The sequence below is a fragment of the Candidatus Arsenophonus phytopathogenicus genome (genome assembly GCF_056113345.1).
In genome coordinates this window covers 392983-414554 of record NZ_JBUIOB010000019.1, presented here as the reverse complement: position 1 = coordinate 414554, position 21572 = coordinate 392983, and the positions used below count along the sequence as shown (strand labels likewise).

Here is a 21572-nt window from a genome sequence, read left to right as displayed (position 1 = left end):
TAGCAGCTAATAGGATCTATTATTTATTTTGATCAGTCATGATTTATTGATAGAATAAATTAATTATATATTTTTATTGGTAAATAATTTTATGGGTAATTTTGATCCAACATTACTTATTTTATTAGTGTTGGCTGGCTTAGGAATAATTAGTCATAACATGACGGTGGCATTGGCAATGCTATTTTTGTTAGTTGTTCGCATTACACCGCTTAATAATTTTTTCCCTTGGGTTGAAAAATATGGCTTAACCATCGGTATTTTGATTTTAACTATTGGTGTAATGGCCCCTATCGCCAGTGGCAAGATCTCTCCGCAAGATGTTATTAACTCTTTTTTAAACTGGAAATCGTTGTTGGCGATTGTGATTGGCATTTTGGTCTCTTGGCTTGGCAGTAGAGGCGTCTCTTTGATGTCTAATCAACCGTCAACAGTTGCCGGATTATTGGTTGGTACATTGATAGGCGTTGCTGTTTTCCGTGGTGTTCCAGTTGGTCCATTAATAGCAGCAGGTCTTCTCTCGTTACTAATTGGCAAGTTTTAGTGACTATTGCAAGCCTGATTAATTTACAATCTCAGTTACGCATTCAGGGGCAACGCCGCTTACTCGTGCTAAGCGGTAATAGCAACTGGATCATTGAACAGCTAATTGCACTTAGGCAGGGGATAATTGGCGATTGGCCAACCATTTCACCACATTGGCCTGATGCTATACCACCACAAAATGCAGTGTCACTATTAGGACAAGAGTTCTTACATGGCGTTTTTGATGCCACTAAGGGTTTTCATACTGAAGGATTGCTGATGTTGGCAGGGACATTAAAAGCGGGTAGTTATCTCATTCTTTGCCTGCCTGAGTGGGGGACTTGGTCTCAACAGCCGGATCAAGATAGTCAACGCTGGAATGAAGTGGCGTCGACAATAGCAGTACCAAATTTTGTCTGTTGGTTAAAGTATCATCTACAACATGATGCTAATGTTTTGCTGTGGTGTGAAGGTAAACCTTTTACGGCTGATAAGCTACCACAATTAACTGCCTGGTATCAGCCGAATGGACAACCAACGATTGAACAACAAAAAATTTTGCAGCGCCTGCTGACTGGTAAGGTGGGAGTTTGGGCATTAGTTGCCCCGCGTGGCCGTGGAAAATCTGCGTTAGCAGGTATGTTAATTGAACGTTGGCAGGGGGAATGTTGGGTTTGTGCGCCGGCAAAATCAGCGTCAATGGTATTAACACACTATACCGACAAAAAAATTCGCTATTGGTCAATTGACCATTTATTGGCTGATTGTCGATTACAAAAACCACGCAAGGTTGATTGGTTAATTATTGATGAAGCGGCGATGATCCCGATTACACAACTAAATCAATTAACGCACTATTTCCCTGGTTTACTCTTTACTACCACTGTTGATGGCTATGAAGGTACAGGGCGCGGATTTTTGCTAAAACTTTGTGCGCAATTAGCTCAATGTCACATTCTAACTTTAACCACGCCAATCCGCTGGGCATCAAATGATCCGTTGGAGTATTGGTTAAATAATAGCTTGTTATTAAAAGAATATTTACCAAAATCTACGATGCTAGCTAAATTAAATAACCATCACATGGCGTTGTTACCTATTTCACAGTCTTTATTAATTGAAAAACCAAAATTATTATCAGCAATATATGGTTTGCTGACTAATGCACATTATCGTACCTCACCGCTTGATTTAAGACGATTATTGGATGCGCAAGGGATGCATTTATTGGTTGCACAGCAAAAGGAAAATTTGTTAGCTGTGTTATGGTTAGTGGATGAAGGTGGATTATCTGTGTCGCTTACACATGAGGTATGGGCTGGACGGCGTCGACCTAAAGGTAATTTAGTTGCTCAATCTGTAGCAGCACATAGCTATTTTCCGCAAGCGGCACAAATGAATTCTCAGCGAATCAGCCGTATAACCGTTGCTGCAGCTTTTCGTCGTAAGGGTGTGGCAACAAAATTACTCAGTTTTTATAAGCAGCAGGCGATGGAAGAGGGGAAAGATTTTCTTTCTGTCAGCTTTGGTTATTGTGAGCAGTTGCAGTCATTATGGCAGCAAAATGGTTTTCATTTGGTCAGAGTTGGCAGCCGTAAAGACGCGACCAGTGGATATTATACCGCTATGGCGGTATTGCCTTTATCAACAGCGGCTAAACAATTGGTGTCACGGGCGCAATATTTGTTAAAGCGAGACGCTTTTTATATAAATCAGCTAACCGGTTTAGCACTAACAGCAATTAGCGATGATCAATTAAATGATGAAGATTGGCAGGTTTTGGCAGGTTTTGCTTATGGTAATAGAAGTTTTTCAGCTAGCTATGCAGCAATCCGACGGTTATTAATGCAGTCGTCACTGGTTTTAACAGCGACTAGAATTCACTGTGAACATAATTTATCTATTGATATATGCTGTCAGCAGTTAAAATTGACAGGTCAACAAATGTGGTTAAAACAAGTACGCAACGATATTGCTGCGGCATTATCAGAATTGGACTGGCAGCGAGCAGAAAAACTTAAATCATGGGTTAATGCTTCTTTTGCTTAGGCCAGTCATCTTCATCATCCCATTTGTCGTTAAAATCACGGTGAGGAGGAAGTTTGGGTTTGTTATCTAAAAAACGTTTAGGATCGATTTTTTGCATCTGTTTGACGGCACTCCAAATGATACCAATCAGAAGCAAAATAATAATCCACCAGTAATCCAATGCATAGCTGTTTTTCCATTAGGAAATGTAGTAAATAAAGTATACTCTTTTTTCCTTTTATAGTATAACTATTATAGATTTAAGTATGCGTTTACAACGAATTTTACTCATTATTGTCGGCTGGTTTAGTATTATCTTAGCGATATTTGGTATACTTTTGTCATTATTACCCACTACCCCTTTTTTGCTATTAGCCGCCTGGTGTTTTTCTCGCTCATCACCACGTTTTCATTACTGGTTACTTCATAACTCATGGTTTGGTAAATATATTCGTCATTGGCAACAACATAAAGCGCTGCCTAAAGGGGTTAAAATTAAGATGATTGTTATTATTTTATTTAGTTTTATTTTTTCGCTTTGGTTTGTAGAAAGTTGGTGGATCAGGGGGCACTCTTCATTATCTTAGCGATATTGCTCTCTTATCTATTAAGGTTGCCACAAATCAATGAGGGAAAAAATTAACCCAATTTATTATTTAGCTAATGATATAGCTAGTGAATTTAAATTTTGGGGTCATAATAATATTTTTTGCATAATTTCCTGATAAACGAGACTTAATTTCTGAAGATCAGCAACACTAACACATTCATCAACTTTATGAATAGTTGCGTTTAAAGGGCCTAATTCAACAATTTGAGCCCCCATTTTAGCAATAAAACGGCCATCAGATGTTCCTCCATCAGTTGACAACTGAGGTTGATAGCCGCAATATTGTTCTATCACCTGGCTGACAATATTAATTAATTTACCTTTTTCTGTTAAAAATGGATGGCCGGATAATGACCACTCAATTTTATAATCGAGTTGATATTTTTCTAGTATTGCTTCAACTTGGTGGCGAATTTGTTGCTTGGTGAGTTCGTTGCTAAAGCGAAAATTGAATTGTATGACTAACTCGCCAGGAATAATATTGTTGCTACCAGTACCAGCATGAATATTGGAAATCTGCATGCTGGTGGAAGGAAAATAAGTATTGCCCGCATCCCATTTTTTATTAACTAGTTCATGTAAAAAAGCTAATGAACTATGTATTGGATTATTGGCTAAATGGGGGTAGGCAATGTGCCCTTGCGTTCCTTCGATGGTCAGTTTGGCGGTGAGTGATCCTCGACGACCATTTTTGATAATATCACCAATTTTAATCTGGCTAGATGGTTCACCAACTATGCAATAATCAATTTGTTCATTGCGTATCATTAATTCATCAACCACTTTTACCGTTCCGTTAGTGGCTTTAGCCTCTTCGTCAGAGGTAATTAAGAAGGCCAATCGGCCAGAATGGTTGGGAAAATCGCTAATAAATCTTTCGGCGCCAATAATCATTGCCGCAAGGGAACCTTTCATATCGGCTGCTCCTCGGCCATAGAGCAGTCCGTTATTTAATGTTGGTGTAAAGGGAGGATAACGCCAATTGTCAGTTGCACCTGGCGGAACAACATCGGTATGTCCAGCAAAAGCTAGCGTTTCACCTTGTTCGCCATGATATGCCCATAGATTGGTGGTATCGTCAAAGGGCATGACTTCAATTGAAAAACCAAGTTTTTTCAACCGATTAATTAAAATTGTTTGACAGCCATTATCATCGGGGCTAACAGAGGGTTGTTGAATAAGTTGTTGCGCAAGCTTAAGAACAGGACAAATCATAGTTAGCCTCTGTGATGAATAAATTGTTGGTATTGGTCTATAGAAAAACCGAGTAGATAATGGCTACCAGTAGTTGTTAATAATGGGCGTTTAATAATTGCTGGATATTTTAACATTAACTCTTTAGCACTAGCGACATCAATAATATTCGCTTTTTGCTCATTGGACAATTTTTTCCAGGTTGTACCACGTTTATTGATCAAGGCTTCCCAGCCTAAGTATTGAATAAAAATTTCGAGTAATTCAATTGATATCCCATCCGTGCGATAATCATGGAATTGATAGATTATATGATGATTATCCAGCCACTGACGTGCCTTTTTAATAGTATCACAATTTTTTATACCATAAAGTATGTAACTTGCTGAAGTTGACATTATAATTTCCTTTTTTGATATGTAGCAAAGATCTCTATAATGCTGCAAAATGCGATAATAATCTATATAAGGCTACTATTAAGTAGAATACTTATTAAATTTATTAGAAATCGATTATAAAAAAATTCAATAAAATATATTCTACATCACATAAAATGATGTGTTAATTAAGCAATGCATATAAATATACTATGTGTTAGATGATGATGTTTTAATAAATCATTTCTTCATCCTTTAATGATATTTTATCTATGTTAAGTTTATTTATAGCGCATATAAACTAGGTTGGCTTCCAAGCGAGAACGCACATTAAGTTTTTTCAGCAAATTACGAATATGTACTTTGACTGTTTCTTCAGAAATAAAAAGAGATTTAGATATTTCTCTATTTTTTAATCCATTAGCAATTTTACGTAATACTTAAAATTCACGTTTGGTTAATGAAGAAAGTGGATCTTGATATCTTGATATTGATGACGATTATTTAAATACTGATGAATTTGATTGCTAAAAACGGGTAAACCATTTTCGGCGCTTTTCAGGCTATTAAGTAACATATCTAATTCGAAAATTTTTAATAAATAACCATTGGCACCAGCATCGATAGCGTTATAAACATCAATTCTATTAGCGGAAAAAGAAAGCATTAATATATAAGATTTAATCCCCTCTTTTCTAATTTGACGAATAACTTCAGGGCCATACATGTTAGATATATTAATATCCATCATAATAATATCTGGCTTTAATTGATTGGCTATATTAATAACATCAACGCCATTACTTACTTCACCGGCGACACTAAATTCATCTGCAGTTTTAATGAGTTTTTTTAAACTATGACGTATTAGGGGATATTCATCAACCAACATTATTGAATGATTAGACATAGTATATTCCTTTTTAAATGCCTGTAGAAATAAATGGGTTTTTACAACTGATTTTCATTATTAGTCTTTAAAGTTTTTTGAAAAAATAAAACATTGCAAAAATATAAGAAAAACAATATTAATGAAATAACCAAAAGGTAATTATCTTAAATAAAAAACACATTGAATTTTATAATTTTAAATTCAATAGTATTAAATTTTATGATTATAAAAAAAATTAATAATATAAAGGTCACCAGTTTTATATTTTAATTTCAATATTATTTGGTTATATTGATTTCGTTGATAGAATGTTCAAGTTTAGCTAGTTTCTGCCGAAATTGTTGTATATGTCATGATTTCATTGATAGAGATTACTATAATGGGGATGTTATTTCTAATAAAAATTCTCTAAGGACACACAATGGATGAAAAATTAAAACAAAGTGCGCTAGATTTTCATGAGTTTCCCCAACCAGGTAAAATTGAAGTTACACCTACTAAGCCATTAACGGCACAACGAGATCTGGCCCTCGCATATTCTCCCGGTGTTGCTTATCCTTGTCTTGAAATTGCAGCTGATCCTCTGACCGCTTACAAATATACAGCTAAGGCTAATTTAGTGGCCGTAGTTTCTAATGGTACCGCAGTGTTAGGACTGGGAAATATTGGTGCTTTGGCTGGTAAACCGGTTATGGAAGGAAAAGGTGTTTTATTTAAAAAATTTTCCGGTATTGATGTATTTGATATCGAAATAGACGAATGCAACCCGGATAAACTGATCGATGTTATTGCCGCATTGGAGCCAACCTTTGGCGGAATCAATTTGGAAGATATTAAAGCACCAGAATGTTTCTATATTGAGAAAAAACTGCGTGAAAAAATGCAAATCCCTGTTTTCCATGATGATCAGCATGGTACTGCCATTATTTCAACCGCCGCAATCTTGAATGGTTTACGCATTGTTAATAAAAAAATTGACCAGGTTCGCTTAGTTGTTTCAGGTGCAGGTGCTGCTTCTATCGCCTGCATGAATTTATTGGTTGCATTAGGTCTTAATCGTAGCAATATTATTGTCTGTGACTCAAAAGGCGTTATTTATCGTGGCCGCGATGAAGTGATGGATGAAACTAAAGGCGCTTATGCAATTGAAGATAATGGTTTACGTACTCTAGCGGATGTTATCCCAGGCGCGGATATTTTCTTAGGCTGCTCAGCGCCGGGTGTGTTGACTGCGGAAATGGTAAAATCGATGGCTAATGCACCGCTTATCTTAGCATTAGCCAATCCGGAACCTGAAATTCTTCCTTCAATAGCAAAAGCAGCACGGCCTGATGCTATTATCTGCACTGGGCGTTCTGACTATCCTAATCAGGTAAACAATGTACTCTGTTTTCCTTTTATCTTTCGCGGCGCGCTTGATGTTGGTGCAACCACGATTAATGAAGAGGTGAAGCTAGCCTGTGTTCAGGCAATTGCTGATTTGGCATTAGCCGAGCAGAATGACGTTGTTGTCTCCGCTTACGGTGATCAGGAGTTAAAATTTGGTGCTGATTATATTATTCCAAAACCTTTTGATCCGCGCTTAATTGTTAAAATTGCGCCAGCAGTCGCTAAAGCGGCAATGGAATCTGGTGTAGCAACACGACCAATTACAGATTTTGATTCTTATATAGAAAAACTTAATGAGTTTGTCTATAGCACCCACCTATTTATGAAGCCGATTTTTTCTCTGGCCCGCAAAGAAAAAAAACGGATTGTATTAGCGGAAGGAGAGGAAGAACGAATGTTGCATGCAACCCAAGAATTAATATCCTTAGGTTTGGCTTATCCGATTTTAATTGGTCGACCCAGTGTGATTGAAAAGCGAATTGAAAAGCTTGGGTTACAAATTAAAATTGGTGAAGATTTTGAGTTGATTAACAATGAAAATGATCCGCGTTTTAAAACCTATTGGCAACAATATTATCAATTAATGAAACGCCATGGTGTTTCGCAGGAAATGGCGCGTAGAGAAGTGATCAATAACCCAACCTTAATTGGTGCGTTGATGATCCGCCAATGTGAAGCCGATGGCATGATTTGTGGTACTGTTGGTAGTTATAATCAACATTTTACCATTATAAAAAATGTGCTTGGCTTCCGGCAGAATAGTTCAGTAGCGGGTGCAATGAATGCCCTGATGTTGCCAACTGGCAATACTTTTATTGCAGATACCTATGTGAATGATAATCCAACCCCTGAGGAGCTGGCGGAACTTACCTTAATGGCGGCACAGGCGGTAAAGCGTTTTGGTATTGAGCCTAAAGTGGCGCTATTATCTCGTTCAAGTTTTGGTTCTTCAGACTGTCCATCAGCACAAAAAATGCGTAAAACATTGGAATTAGTCAAACGTGCCGATCCTGAGTTGGAAATTGATGGGGAAATGCATGGCGATGCAGCATTAGTTGAAAACATTCGGCGAGATATTATTCCGGATAGTACATTAAAAGGATCGGCTAATTTGCTGATTATGCCTAATATGGAAGCTGCGCGTATTAGTTATAACTTACTTCGTGTTACCAGTTCTAATGGCGTCACTGTGGGGCCGGTATTAATGGGAGTAGCAAAACCAGTACATATATTAACACCGATTGTATCGGTACGACGTATTGTTAATATGGTTGCGCTAGCTGCAGCGGAAGCACAAAATCAACTATTGTAGAATAAAATTAACCACAAATTTGGGCCTCTGTTACTCACGACAACAGAGGTTTTTTATATTATGGAAAGATAAAATATAGCCGTTAATTTTGTTGATTCATTGTTTAAATATTTATTTATTAATTTTGTGTTATTAAATAACTAAAAATTTGCCAACAGGATGTTCTAATAAATATGCAATTAACTCAGCGCTTTTTCTATCGACATTTTAACATTATACTATTGATATTATTATTAAATATGATTGCGTTTACCAGTTTGGCAGGAGAAAAAATGATAATTCCAATGGCAGAAAAGCAACCACACAAAATGGTTTTACATGGTGATAGCCGCATTGATAATTATTATTGGCTACATGATGATACGAGAAAAATAAAAAAAAAATTATCAAATAGTTGACTGATGAAAATCAATATATCAATGCGGTATTAAAGTCTGGCATCGTATTAAGAGAGCAATTATTTGACGAGATGGTCGCTCGTATGGAGCAGCAAGATCAATCGGTGCCTTATACCTATAATGGTTATATTTATCGTACCCTTTATCAAGAAGGTAAAGATTATCCTGTTTATCAACGTAAACCTGTAAACCAAAATAGTGATTGGCAGATATTAGTTGATGGTAATGAACGTGCTAAGGGGCATCAATTTTATACCTTGGGTGGTATTGCTGTTTCTGAAGATAGTAATCGTTTGGCAATTGTCGAAGATTTTCAAGGTCGTCGTCAGCTTGAGGTTTCATTTAGACAGTTAGCCAGTAAAAAATGGCAGAATGCAGTAATTAAAAAATACCTCTGGTAATATTGTATGGTCTAATGATAATCAAACTCTCTATTATATTCGTAACCACCCACAAACATTATTACCTTATCAAGTATATTGTCATCAATATGGATTAGAGGGGGGGGGGTGAAGATAAAAAAGTTTATCAAGAGAATCATGACCGATTTTACTTGAGCATGACAAAAAGTAGCTTAAAAGCGTATATTCTACTAGCGATTAGTAGTACAGAAACATCTGAATATCGATTAATCGATGCTAATAACCCCGCTGAATCACTTAAAATATTTTCCCCTCGCCAAACGGGACGTGAGTACGATTTAGATCATTTTCGTGATAATTTCTATATTCGCTCTAACCATCAATGGGAGTAATTTGGGTTATATGCTACTCAATTAATCGACCCGCCATGGCAAACAATTACTGCACCAAATAAAGAGACTGATTTAGAAAATTTTGCACTTTTTAACCGTTGGTTGTTGAAGAGCGTCATAATGGCTTAGTGAATATTCGACAGATAGATTGGTAGACAAAACAGCAAAAAATAGTTCAATTTGATGAAGCGGTATATAGTGCCTGGATTGATTATAACCCAGAGCCTGATAGCTAGACGTTACGTTATGGTTATTCTTCACTAACTACCCCAATATCTGTTATGCAGATAAATATGCTAACTGGGCAGCGTGAATTGCTAAAACAACAACAAGTCAATGGATTTGATAAATCACTTTATACCAGTGAACGTATCTGGGTTCAGGTAAAAGATGGGACAAAAGTGCCAGTTTCGTTGGTATATCGTAAAGATCGATGGCAAAAAAGTAAAAATCCGATTTTGATTTATGGCTATGGTGCTTATGGTATCAATGTGGATCCGGTTTTTAGTTCACCGCGTTTGAGTTTATTGGATAGGGGATTTATCTATGCAATAGTGCATGTTCGTGGTGGTGGCGATTTAGGCAAAGCCTGGTATCAACAAGGGAAGGTTGAAAATAAAGATAATAGTTTTAGTGATTTTATTGATGCAACCAAAATATTGATTGCAAAGAGGTATGGTGATCCCAAACGGGTATATGCAATGGGTGGTAGCGCTGGTGGTTTATTGATGGCGGCGGTAATTAACCAGGCACCGGAGCTCTATCGAGGCGTTGTCGCTCAAGTTCCTTTTGTCGATGTTGTGACAACCATGCTTGATCCTTCTATTCCATTAACAACTGGTGAATATGATGAATGGGGTGATCCCGCTGCGCAAGACGCTTATTTTCGACTAAAATCTTACAGTCCCTATGACAATATTAAAATCTCAACGTTACCCCAATTTATTGGTTACGACGGGGTTATATGATTCACAAGTCCAATATTGGGAGCCAGCCAAATGGGTGGTTAAACTAAGAGAGTATAAAGTGGATAATACGCTCTTATTGCTGGAAACAAATATGAAAGCCGGGCATGGTGGTAAATCGGGTCGATTTAATCGTCTAAAAGATACAGCATTGGAATATGCTTTTATTTTGATGCTAGATGATAATAAAAAATATTTCCTTGATTTTGATGTTCAATATAAATTTTTGTCGCCTTATATGATAATTAATATAAGGCTAATAAATCATATTTATAGATGATAATTTGTTTGGATTAAGCAATTTTATCGATCGATAAGATTTTACTTTCAAGCCAACCGTCTTGTAAGCGAGTTTTTAATGTTTCTCCAATATGTATTTGTTGTGTTTTGGTTAAAACCTGGCCATTAGGTGATTCGCTGATACTATAACCACGGGCTAATGTTGCTAATGGACTTACTGCTTCAAGGCGGGAGCAACTGACACTAAATTTTTCACGATATTGGCTTAGTATTTGAGTAATTAATTGTTTTAATTGAAATTGCTGCTGACTATAATGTTGGCGACAATTTTGTAGTTGTGGCCGCGGATCACATAGTATTAAACGTTGTTCAAGGTTATATTGCTGACGATTTATTTGCTGCAAATATTGTTGTGTGGCGTTAACAAGTTTTTGTTGTAATTGGATCAGATAATTGTGTTGGCGCGTTATCCGTAGTTCAGGATGTTGCTGCTGTAATTGATGTTGTAATTGACCAAAGATACGTAGTTTACGCGCGATGAAATAGTCCATCGCCATTTCTAATCGCTGTTTTTGTTCAAGTAACTGACGGAGTAATTCTTGTTGATTGCGACTCACTAATTCTGCCGCAGCTGAGGGTGTTGGGGCTCGTAAATCGGCAACAAAATCAGCAATAGTTACATCGGTTTCATGACCAACCGCTGCAATAATTGGTAACTGACTAGCAAAAATTGCTCTGGCGACCCTTTCATCGTTAAAAGCCCATAAATCTTCCAATGAACCACCACCTCGGCCGACAATCAGGACATAACACTCTCGGCGATGATTGGCCAACTCAATAGCACGAATAATTTGTTGTGGTGCATCTTCTCCTTGCACGGCGGTGGGATAAATAATGACCGGTAATGAAGGATCGCGGCGTTTTAAGATATTTAAAATATCATATAATGCAGCGCCTGTTGCGGAGGTAATAACACCCAAGCGTTTGGCCGGCATTGGTAGTGCTTGTTTGTAATGTTGTGCGAATAGTCCTTCAGCTGAAAGTTTCTGTTTCAATATTTCAAATTGTTGTTGTAATAATCCATCACCCGCAGGTTGCATATTTTCGATAATTAATTGGTATTCTCCTCTTGGCTCGTACATGGTAACAGTCGCTCGAACTAACACTTGTTGACCATTTTGTGGTCGAAAATTGACGCGAATATTTTGGCCGCTAAACATCGCAGCACGTAGCTGCGCTTTTTCATCTTTTAAGGTGAAATACCAGTGGCCGGAAGATGGCTGAGAAAAATTAGAGATTTCTGCATTAAGCCAAATTCTGCCAATTTGAAGTTCAAGTAATTGCCGAACCGATTGATTAAGTTGGCTAACCGAATAAATTCCACTATTTTCTGAAGTTAACATGTTAAGTTAGTAACACCTTGTAAATAAAATTAATGGCTAAATATTAGCAGCGATTATTTCTATTATACATAGAATCAAAATAGAGCGTATAAGTGATTATCCCGTTCATGTTGTTCAATATTGGAGGTCTTCATTCGAACAGTTAAACTTCTCATTATGGTCAATATAGGTGATAATAAATTCTGTTTTTGGCCAGAATAAGACTTCTTGCTGATCATCTTTTAATAAATCGGAAATATTGGCAACTACTAGAGATTCGGTATGGTGGATTTCATATAATAGGTTAACTTCGTCATCAGCTAATGCTTGGATTTCTTTAAGGAAAGGTATTACACCATTGGGCTCTTTAGTGGTGCTGAAAAACGAAGTGGGTGTGTAAGGTCCATTTACTTTTAAGTAAATCATATCTGACAATTTTCTGACCTCACCGCGATAAAGCATAGTGGGGGTAAATTTATTATTGTAATTATTAAATAGGGATAAATGCATTAGCGCTTGAGCTAGTTGTTTAACTAAAGGATGATGATTGAAACTAGTGCCTAGCTTTAGCATATTATTTAAATAATCATAGCTGCTATATTGATAATTCTGAATAGTATACCAATCGATAAAGCTACATTTTTTATAGGCAGACGATTGATTGTATTCATTCATTGTTGATACAAAATTAATTTTAGATTTATTTTCAATATAATCTTTATCGTAGAGTGGTGTTAAAAGTGCTAAAGCTTCGTCATAAGAGTGTAAGGGGTAACTAATATTTTCATTTGCATAGAGTGAATCCAGGAAATGAATATGTTGTTTTTCGATAGTCGAAAGTGGGGGAGTAGCTCTTTGGGGATTGGATTGATAATTAGGTAATGGATTAAAGTTTATTTTATTGATGGAGAACATAACTTTCCTACTTTTAAGCCGTTAACTTTAACCATATTGTAAGGAAGTAATCAATTTTAAAAAGTGACGGGTTAGTCAGAATAAATTAAGCAAAATACCTCCTAATTCATGTAATATTTATTTGCTTTAAAATTAATTAAATAATTCGATTAATAAATAAATTATTTACAAGCAAAAATCTAAATTTGATCATAGTAGTATGCGTTTTTGTCAGCTAAAAATGAATTTTAGTGAGAAAGTACTGGAGTCAATAAATTTCGTCATGTATAATACGGCGCAATATTTTATCTTTTTCCAAATCCTGCCTGGTGAGATATTGCTTATGCTACGTATTAAGAAAGAAGCACTAACATTCGATGATGTATTGTTAGTTCCTGCATACTCAGATGTATTGCCTAATACTGCTGATTTATCAACTCAATTAACTGCCTCGATCCGTTTAAATATTCCTATGCTTTCTGCCGCCATGGATACTGTGACTGAATCAGATTTAGCTATCGCATTAGCCCAAGAGGGCGGAATTGGTTTTATTCATAAAAATATGCCAATTGAGCGTCAAGCAGAAGAAGTTCGCCGCGTTAAAAAGTATGAAAGTGGCATCGTTATCGATCCGGTTACCGTCACACCCGAAACCACAATTCGTGAAGTTTATGAAATGGCTGAGCGTAATGGTTTTGCTGGTTATCCTGTGGTTAATAATAAAGAATTGGTTGGTATCATTACTGGCCGTGATATCCGTTTTGTGACGGATTTGGATCAGCCGGTTACGGCGGTTATGACAGCTAAACCCCATTTGGTCACGGTCAAAGAGGGTGAATCCCGTGATGTGGTTTTGCAAAAATTGCATGAAAGACGTATTGAAAAAGCATTGGTGGTTGATGATAACTTTCACCTATTTGGTATGATCACAGTAAAAGATTTTCAGAAAGCTGAACGCAAGCCCAATTCATGTAAAGATGAGCAAGGTCGCTTGCGAGTAGGCGCAGCGGTTGGCGCTGGCGCGAATAATGAACAACGTATTGAGGCATTAGTGGCTGCCGGTGTTGATGTGTTGTTAATTGACTCTTCCCATGGACATTCACAAGGAGTTTTACAACGTATTCGTGAAACGAGAGCAAAATATCTTAATTTGCCGATTATTGGTGGTAATGTTGCCACCGGCGAAGGGGCTAAAGCTTTGGTTGAAGCAGGTGCCAGCGCGGTGAAAGTTGGTATTGGCCCGGGTTCTATCTGTACAACGCGAATTGTCACTGGTGTTGGTGTACCTCAGATCACTGCTATTGCCGATGCCGTTGAGGCGCTGAGAGGCATGAATATACCGATAATTGCCGATGGCGGTATTCGCTTCTCGGGTGATATTGCTAAAGCACTGGCTGCCGGTGCCTCTTGCGTTATGGTTGGCTCAATGCTTGCCGGTACTGAGGAGTCACCAGGTGAAACTATCTTGTTTCAAGGACGCTCTTATAAAGCCTACCGAGGAATGGGATCATTAGGTGCAATGTCGAAAGGCTCTTCCGATCGTTACTTCCAAACCGATAATGCTGCAGATAAATTGGTACCTGAAGGCATCGAAGGACGGGTTGCTTATAAAGGATTTTTGAAGAATATTGTTCATCAGCAAATGGGTGGCCTTCGTTCTTGTATGGGACTGACCGGTTGTGCCACTATTGATGAATTAAGAAGCAAAGCAGAATTTGTGCGTATTAGTGGTGCCGGTATCCAAGAGAGTCATGTACATGATGTTACCATTACCAAAGAATCACCTAATTATCGTTTAGGTTAATTATTTTATTAGCGGTTTTTGCTATAAACCGTCAAATTATTATTTGTTTTGGAATTATCTTTAGATGACAACTGACATTCATCAATACCGAATTTTGATTCTCGATTTTGGTTCACAATACACGCAATTAATTGCTCGTCGTATTCGTGAAATTGGCGTTTATTGTGAACTTTGGGCTTGGGATGTTTCCGAGGTACAGATCCGTGAATTTAATCCTACTGGAATTATTCTTTCTGGCGGGCCGGAGAGTACCACTGAACTAAATAGCCCACGTGCACCGGAGTATATTTTTCAGGCTGGTGTTCCGGTATTGGGTATTTGTTATGGCATGCAAACGATGTCCATCCAATTAGGTGGGCAAGTTGAGGTGTCTGGCGAGCGAGAGTTTGGTTACGCCCAGGTGTCCATTCAACAATCCTGTGAACTATTTAGCGATATTTATGACAGCTTAGGTGCAGATGGTAAACCACAGTTAGATGTCTGGATGAGTCATGGCGATAAACTGACGGCAATTCCAGCTGATTTTAAAGTTATCGCCAGTACCGATAGCTGCCCATTTGCCATTATGGCTAATGAAGAAAAACGTTTCTATGGTGTTCAGTTTCATCCTGAAGTGACTCACACTCATCAAGGAGCAGCTATTCTACAGCGTTTTGTATTAGATATTTGCCGCTGTGAAGCTCGTTGGACCGCGGCGGCGATTGTTGAAGATACGGTACAGCGCTTGAAGGCACAGATTGGTGATGATCAAGTTATTCTGGCATTATCAGGCGGCGTTGATTCATCGGTTGCTGCGTTATTACTCAATCGTGCTATTGGTAAGCAGTTTACTTGTGTGTTTGTTGATAATGGTTTGTTACGCTTAAATGAAGCGCAGCAAGTTATGGCCATGTTTGCCGGTAAATTTGATCTTAATATTATTCATGTGGCTGCAGAAGAGCGCTTTCTTAGCGCATTGGCAGGGATTGATGAGCCAGAATTAAAGCGTAAAGCGATCGGCCGCGTTTTTATTGAAGTATTTGATGAGCAAGCGGCGAAACAAACGCAAGTAAAATGGTTGGCTCAGGGTACTATTTATCCGGACGTAATCGAATCTGCCGCTTCAGCTACCGGCAAAGCGCATGTCATTAAATCTCACCATAACGTGGGTGGCTTACCAGCAGGAAATGAAACTGGGATTAGTTGAGCCATTAAAAGAGTTATTTAAAGATGAGGTGCGTAAAGTAGGCCTGGAGTTAGGACTTCCTTATGACATGTTATACCGTCACCCATTTCCTGGCCCAGGCTTAGGTGTGCGGGTACTTGGTGAGGTGAAGAAAGCCTATTGTGATCTGTTACGTCAGGCAGATGCCATTTTCATTGAAGAATTACATAAAGCCGATCTTTATCATAAAGTCAGCCAAGCTTTTACTGTTTTCCTGCCGGCACGCTCTGTTGGCGTAATGGGAGATGGCCGAAAATATGACTGGGTTGTGTCATTGCGCGCGGTTGAAACTATTGATTTCATGACTGCCCATTGGGCCCATTTGCCCTATGATTTTCTTGGCCGGGTGTCAAATAGAATTATCAATGAAGTGGCCGGCATCTCTCGAGTAGTTTACGATATTAGCGGCAAACCACCAGCGACGATTGAGTGGGAATAAAAACGCCGATTGCCAAAATAACTTTATATCAACAACCCAGTAAAAATTTTTACTGGGTTTTTTGTTACTGAGAATTATATTGTTATTTTAATAAGAATATAATTAAATATTTTATTTAAAAATTAATGAAAAATACCAATTCTAATTAATTTGATTAATATTTTTCCATGTTATATAACATGGCTGTTTGAAAATTTATTTTATTTCTTAACTAAACATTAAATATGAAAATCATGTTTTATAAAACTTTAATTAAGATTTTAATAATAATAATAATAATAATAATAATAATAATAATAATAATAATAATAATAATAATAATAATTTATATTTATTAGTTCTTTTTCAAAAATATTGTAAGTGTTTTTTTAAGCGTTAAATAATTAATTTAAATTGATATCGAGCTTGTTCTGGGATGATAATTTTTTGCGCTGTTATTGTGTTTATTACTAATTATTTCTTTGCAGAAATCAAATTTATTGCTTAAGGAGTAAGAAAAATGAAAACCAAATTATTGTTGGCAACGTTAACGTTAATCAGTGCTTCGAGTTTTGCTAGTACCGGCACTGAAATCAAACCTATGCATGGATATATTGATTCGCCGTTCAACACTGCAAAACTAGAGTTGTGGCCCAATTCAGTATGAACCGCAATCAGTTGAAGGTCGAAAAGGTTTTCCACAAAGAGGGCCTGCTGATGGCAAAATAGCCAGTGCTGGTGTGGGGGGCGTTTAAGCAATTAGATGAGCAAACGGCAACTAGTTGGACTAAGGTTAATGTGGTATCAGGTGAAAATATCTTCCATTGGACATTAACGGCTCCACATAGAACCACCGGCTGGGAATATTTTATTACCAAACAAGATTGGGAATCCTAATGCTCCATTAAGTCGTGCTGTATTTGAATTAAAACCCTTTTGTTCACGATTTGATGGTGGATCGGCACCTGCTCGAGAGAGTTACCATGAAATGCCAAGTACCTAAACGTACCGGTTATCAGGTCATTTTAGGTGTATGGGCCATAGATGATACATAATGCATTTTATCAAGTTATTGATGCCAATATGAAAACTCGCTAGTTTTAATCATCTTACAGCGACTTTTCTTTAGTAACTAATGGTATTAAAAAATTTTGATTTAGCTGAAAGCACTACAGTGACTGCGATTGGCTGCTAAATAGTATTAACAAGTAATTTTTTCTATTTTATGATGTAAATAAAACTACTTGTTACTTATTACATTAGGATATTTGATTAACAAACCTGGTTTAAGCTACAGCCAGGTTTGTTATTGGTTATTTTTAACGTTTTCTACCGCCTAAAATGCCACGAATAATTTGATTACTGATTTGACGTACTGCAGATTTCGTTGCCGTTTGCACTAAACCCTCTTTTTTACCCCCTCTAGGGCCAGTTGAACCAAAAAGAAAATCTTTTAAGCCGCCGACAAATCCATTATCTTCGGTATTTTTTGTTGTTTGATTTACTGGGTTGGTCGCCGATATATCATTGCTTGTTTGATTTGTCAGTTTTTCATAGGCTGACTCGCGATCCAGCATCTTCTCATGCTTGCCATAAATATCTGAATGATCAAGTAGCTATTGCGTTCTTCGGCAGTTAATACTCCCATACGTGAGTCTGGCTCAATAACAAAAGCTCTTTGAACTATATTAGGACGCCCTTTTTCGTCTAAGAACGAGATTAATGCTTCACCAACCCAAGTTCAGTTATTGCCTGTTCAGCTTTAAAATCTGGATTTGCTCGCATAGTTTCGGCTACTGCTTTAACTGCTTTTTGATCACGTGACGTAAATGCTCGTAATGCATGCTGAACCCGATTGCCTAACTGTCCTAGAATATTATCGGGAATATCAAGTGGATTTTGGGTAACAAAATAAACGCCAATCCCTTTTGAACGGATCAGTCGAACAACTTGTTCGATTTTTTCTAGTAATGCTGTTGGTGCATTAGTAAAAAGTAGATGGGCTTCATCAAAGAAAAACACCAGTTTTGGTTTTTCAACATCACCCATTTCAGGCAAACGTCCAAAAAGTTCCGATAATAACCATAATAGAAACACCGCGTAGAGCTTAGGCTGATTATAGAGCTTTTCTGCGGCAAGAATATTGACCATCCCTTGGCCATTAGGATCATTTTTGATCAGGTCAACGATATCAAGCATAGGTTCGCCGAAAAAGTAATCAGGGCCTTGTTGTTCAAGGGTTAATAAGCCACGTTGTGTGGCGCCGATTGAGGTGCTGGCAATGTTACCGTATTCAGTTTGAAATTGTTTCGCATTTTCACCAACATATTGAACGGTAGAGCGCAGATCTTTCATGTCCAGCAATAGTAAGCCGTTGTCATCGGCAATTTTAAAAATAAGTTGTAATACACCACTTTACACATCATTTAAATTCATCAACCGTGATAATAGCAATTGTCCCATATCTGAGATGGTTGCCCGCACCGGGTGTCTGAAGTTCTGCAAAAACATCCCAGAAAGTGGCAGGACAAGCAGCTGGGTGCCAGTCTGTTACGCCAAGAGCTTCGAGGCGTGATTGCAATTTAGGCGTTAATACACCTTTTGCACCAATACCCGAAAGATCACCTTTTACATCTGTCATAAAAAACGGCACCCCAATTTGAGAAAAACTTTCCGCCATTTTTTATAGCGTTACTGTTTTACCTGTTCCTGTTGCACCAGTAATTAATCCATGTCGATTTGCCAGTGCAGGTAATATGGCTAATTCAGTTTCATTATTTTTAGCGATGACGAGAGATGTTTGCATCTAAAAATATCCTCTGTAGTCGGCATAATGGGTATAATTTTGTTGCCAGGCTTGATAGTAAATTTTAGTTAAATTTTTAATTACCAGACAAAATAGTAAATGCGATTGTTAAAATAGGCTCAATAAAAAATTATACAAGTGTATAGGGTAAAGATAGCTAATGGTGGGGCATTTGGTATTTTAATAATAAAAAATTCAGTAAATCCGTCCAGATAAAATAACTTATTGGTAAGGAAGAATTTTGTTTGACAATTAATTTAATTGTGACTTAAAAATTCTTCTTTATGATGACTAAAATCGATGTTTTACCGCTTCAGCAAGTATAGTTAGTAATTGTTCAGTGTCTTGCCAGCCTAGGCAAGGGGCGGTAATAGACTGACCATAGGTAAGCGGCTTGCCGGCAGTGACTTTCTGGGTACCTTCTATTAGAAAACTTTCTGCCATAATGCCGGCGATAGCCTTCGAGCCTTTTTGCAATTGTTGAGCAATGTTTTTAGCGACATCGATTTGGCGTTGATGAATTTTTTGGCAATTACCATGGCTAAAGTCGATAACCAATCGTTCCGGTAATCCCAATTTGCGTAACTGACTAGAGGCTATGGCAATATCTTCAGCGCTATAATTAGGTCGTTTTCCTCCCCGCATAATAATATGGCCATAAGGGTTACCTTTCGTTTGATAAATAGTCATTTGGCCATTCTTATCAGGCGATAAAAATACATGGCTGGCACGTGCGGCACGAATAGCATTGATAGCAATATTAATATTGCCGTCGGTACCGTTTTTGAAACCAACCGGACACGACAGAGCTGATGCCATTTGTCGATGGATTTGGCTTTCTGTTGTTCTGGCGCCGACAGCTTCCCAGCTAATAAGATCGGCTACATACTGACCGGTTATCATATCTAAAAATTCAGTTGCTGTTGGTAGTCCAAGTTGATTAATATTAGTTAGTAGCTCACGGGCTAAACGCAAGCCTTTATTAACTTGGCACGAATTGTTTAGGTCAGGATCGGAAATTAAACCTTTCCAGCCAATCACCGTACGTGGTTTTTCAAAATAGGTACGCATCACGATTTCAAGATAATCTTTATATTCGTCGCGCACTTTAGCCAACATTTTGGCATATTCAAGTGCCGCGTGGGTATCATGTACAGAGCAGGGGCCAATGACCACCAATAGGCGTTGATCTTGGCCAATTAAAATTGACTCAATCGATTTTCGTGACGTTGTCACATTTTTGATAATTTCTTTAGATAGCGGAAATTCATCCACCAGTGCTTGAGGCGTAATAAGGCTATCAATAGGTTGAATTCTTAACTCATCGATTTTATACATATTTATCTCATATATAATTCAATAGAGTCGATTTTCTGGCAAATAAATTAGCATTACCATAACTGAAAATAAACTGGATCTAATGGTTGTTTAAGATATCGTTAAAGTAATGAGCGTTTCTCAGCTAATTTTAAATTGTTAAAATATACGACGACTTAGCCCAAATATTTCAATAATTTTGGCTGAAATCTCTTCGACAGAGTAATTAGTTGTATTTAAATAGTTAACATTATGTCTTCTAAATAAAGCCTCTACCTAAGTTAATTCTATCCGACATTGATGCAAAGAAGCATAACGACTTTTTTCATAGCGCTCTTAACGAATAGCGGCTAGACGCTCAGGGCTAATTGTTAGACCAAAAAGTTTATTTATATAAGGTTTTAATGCAAGTGGTAATTGTAAATTATCCATATCATCTGCGGTGAAAGGATAATTGGCAGCCTGGATGGCAAATTGCATGGCTAAATAGAGGCTGGTGGGTGTTTTACCACAGCGCGAAACCCCAAGTAAAATAACCTGATCCTGATCGAGATTTTTTAGTGATATACCATCATCGTGCGCTAATGTATATTTAATCGCCGCAATTCTAGCATCATATTGATTTAGATTAGATAGTCCATGCGTACGGTTGAGCTTTGGTTCGGGTTTTAAGCCGATCTCTTGCTGGATCGGATCAATTAAAGATTGGACAATATCATGACAACAGCCGGCACTATTGGTAATAATTTTTTTTACTGTTGGAGAGATAATCGAGTAGAAAACCAACGGCCGGAGATGGGTTTTTGAATAGATTTGATCAATTTTTTGTTTTATTTCTTCGGCGCGTTTTTCGCTGGTGGCAAACGGTAGTGTGTAAGAAGAAAAATTTAGCGGAAATTGTGATGAAACTGAATGCCCGAGTGTCTTTACAGTAATAGCGGTTCCGTCAGAGATAAAAAATACACAGCGTTCTAAATTTTTGGCGTGATGATTGTCCATTGGTTAATTTTCCTTCTCTTTAATTCTATTTTTAGAAAGTAAAATAATAAAGATCAAATGTAAA

12 protein-coding genes and 6 pseudogenes are annotated in these 21572 nt (G+C 37.5%); 8 read left to right on the top strand and 10 right to left on the bottom strand.

The annotated features are described in order from the left end of the window. The first annotated feature begins 91 nt into the window (after positions 1-91). Entirely contained in the window at positions 92-544 is a 453-nt protein-coding gene (locus AC01GB_RS16825; RefSeq protein WP_474452767.1) for a DUF441 domain-containing protein, read from the top strand. Beyond that, the gene (locus AC01GB_RS16820) at positions 544-2574 is read left to right on the top strand and encodes a tRNA(Met) cytidine acetyltransferase TmcA (RefSeq protein ID WP_474452766.1); all 2031 of its coding nucleotides are present in this window, start codon (positions 544-546) and stop codon (positions 2572-2574) included. Before AC01GB_RS16825 ends, AC01GB_RS16820 begins: the two co-directional genes overlap by 1 nt. Here AC01GB_RS16820 and AC01GB_RS16815 read toward each other — a convergent pair. Beyond that, on the bottom strand, positions 2555-2710 hold the full coding sequence (locus AC01GB_RS16815; RefSeq protein ID WP_474452765.1) for a YpfN family protein: 156 nt from the start codon (positions 2708-2710) through the stop codon (positions 2555-2557). The genes AC01GB_RS16820 and AC01GB_RS16815 overlap by 20 nt on opposite strands. 109 nt (positions 2711-2819) lie before the next feature. Between AC01GB_RS16815 and AC01GB_RS16810 the strand changes: the two are divergent. After that, positions 2820-3196, top strand: a pseudogene (locus tag AC01GB_RS16810) (DUF454 family protein). A gap of 51 nt (positions 3197-3247) precedes the next feature. On the opposite strand, the gene dapE reads toward AC01GB_RS16810, so the two are convergent. From dapE to AC01GB_RS16790, 4 genes are all read right to left on the bottom strand, one after another. Then, the gene (gene dapE, locus AC01GB_RS16805; RefSeq protein WP_474452764.1) at positions 3248-4378 is read right to left on the bottom strand and encodes a succinyl-diaminopimelate desuccinylase; all 1131 of its coding nucleotides are present in this window, start codon (positions 4376-4378) and stop codon (positions 3248-3250) included. 2 nt (positions 4379-4380) lie between these two features. Beyond that, positions 4381-4755 carry an ArsC family reductase gene (locus AC01GB_RS16800; RefSeq protein WP_474452763.1) on the bottom strand — a complete coding sequence of 125 codons (375 nt, stop codon included), beginning with the start codon at positions 4753-4755 and terminating at the stop codon, positions 4381-4383. Between the two features lie 260 nt (positions 4756-5015). Continuing rightward, a complete protein-coding gene (locus AC01GB_RS16795) occupies positions 5016-5117 on the bottom strand; it encodes a LuxR C-terminal-related transcriptional regulator (RefSeq protein ID WP_474452930.1) in 102 nt (33 codons plus the stop codon). Positions 5118-5191: 74 nt separating this feature from the next. After that, entirely contained in the window at positions 5192-5644 is a 453-nt protein-coding gene (locus AC01GB_RS16790; protein WP_474452762.1) for a response regulator, read from the bottom strand. Between the two features lie 403 nt (positions 5645-6047). On the opposite strand from AC01GB_RS16790, the gene AC01GB_RS16785 reads away from it, so the two are divergent. Continuing rightward, positions 6048-8327, top strand: coding sequence for an NADP-dependent malic enzyme (locus AC01GB_RS16785; RefSeq protein WP_474452761.1), 2280 nt, complete (start codon positions 6048-6050; stop codon positions 8325-8327). 272 nt (positions 8328-8599) lie between these two features. Beyond that, positions 8600-10724: pseudogene (locus AC01GB_RS16780) on the top strand (S9 family peptidase). Positions 10725-10737: 13 nt separating this feature from the next. Here AC01GB_RS16780 and xseA read toward each other — a convergent pair. Together xseA and AC01GB_RS16770 are read right to left on the bottom strand one after the other, a co-directional pair. Next, on the bottom strand, positions 10738-12087 hold the full coding sequence (xseA, locus tag AC01GB_RS16775; RefSeq protein WP_474452760.1) for an exodeoxyribonuclease VII large subunit: 1350 nt from the start codon (positions 12085-12087) through the stop codon (positions 10738-10740). A 114-nt stretch (positions 12088-12201) separates the two neighbouring features. After that, complete coding sequence (locus AC01GB_RS16770; RefSeq protein WP_474452759.1) at positions 12202-12981, bottom strand: hypothetical protein; 780 nt, start codon at positions 12979-12981, stop codon at positions 12202-12204. A 322-nt stretch (positions 12982-13303) separates the two neighbouring features. On the opposite strand from AC01GB_RS16770, the gene guaB reads away from it, so the two are divergent. The 3 genes and pseudogenes from guaB (at position 13304) to AC01GB_RS16755 (ending at position 17484) form a co-directional block, all read left to right on the top strand. After that, positions 13304-14764, top strand: a complete 1461-nt coding sequence (guaB, locus tag AC01GB_RS16765) for an IMP dehydrogenase (protein WP_474452929.1) — start codon at positions 13304-13306, stop codon at positions 14762-14764. Positions 14765-14828: 64 nt separating this feature from the next. Continuing rightward, positions 14829-16407 (top strand): annotated as a pseudogene (guaA, locus tag AC01GB_RS16760) (glutamine-hydrolyzing GMP synthase). Positions 16408-16906: 499 nt separating this feature from the next. Beyond that, positions 16907-17484 (top strand): annotated as a pseudogene (locus AC01GB_RS16755) (lytic polysaccharide monooxygenase). A 221-nt stretch (positions 17485-17705) separates the two neighbouring features. Here the strand turns inward: AC01GB_RS16755 and AC01GB_RS16750 are convergent. The 3 genes and pseudogenes from AC01GB_RS16750 to ppsR form a co-directional block, all read right to left on the bottom strand. Beyond that, positions 17706-19192 (bottom strand): annotated as a pseudogene (locus tag AC01GB_RS16750) (helicase HerA-like domain-containing protein). 291 nt (positions 19193-19483) lie between these two features. Continuing rightward, positions 19484-20530 (bottom strand): 3-deoxy-7-phosphoheptulonate synthase, encoded by a 1047-nt coding sequence (locus tag AC01GB_RS16745; protein WP_474452758.1) that lies wholly within the window; start codon positions 20528-20530, stop codon positions 19484-19486. A gap of 138 nt (positions 20531-20668) precedes the next feature. Beyond that, positions 20669-21508: pseudogene (ppsR, locus tag AC01GB_RS16740) on the bottom strand (posphoenolpyruvate synthetase regulatory kinase/phosphorylase PpsR). Positions 21509-21572 lie beyond the last annotated feature (64 nt).

Coding starts and splice junctions, on each gene's coding strand:
- xseA (WP_474452760.1), bottom strand. CDS start 12,087: ATGTTAACTTCAGAAAATAGTGGAATTTATTCGGTTAGCCAACTTAAT.
- AC01GB_RS16825 (WP_474452767.1), top strand. CDS start 92: ATGGGTAATTTTGATCCAACATTACTTATTTTATTAGTGTTGGCTGGC.
- AC01GB_RS16745 (WP_474452758.1), bottom strand. CDS start 20,530: ATGTATAAAATCGATGAGTTAAGAATTCAACCTATTGATAGCCTTATT.
- AC01GB_RS16770 (WP_474452759.1), bottom strand. CDS start 12,981: ATGTTCTCCATCAATAAAATAAACTTTAATCCATTACCTAATTATCAA.
- AC01GB_RS16790 (WP_474452762.1), bottom strand. CDS start 5,644: ATGTCTAATCATTCAATAATGTTGGTTGATGAATATCCCCTAATACGT.
- dapE (WP_474452764.1), bottom strand. CDS start 4,378: ATGATTTGTCCTGTTCTTAAGCTTGCGCAACAACTTATTCAACAACCC.
- AC01GB_RS16800 (WP_474452763.1), bottom strand. CDS start 4,755: ATGTCAACTTCAGCAAGTTACATACTTTATGGTATAAAAAATTGTGAT.
- guaB (WP_474452929.1), top strand. CDS start 13,304: ATGCTACGTATTAAGAAAGAAGCACTAACATTCGATGATGTATTGTTA.
- AC01GB_RS16785 (WP_474452761.1), top strand. CDS start 6,048: ATGGATGAAAAATTAAAACAAAGTGCGCTAGATTTTCATGAGTTTCCC.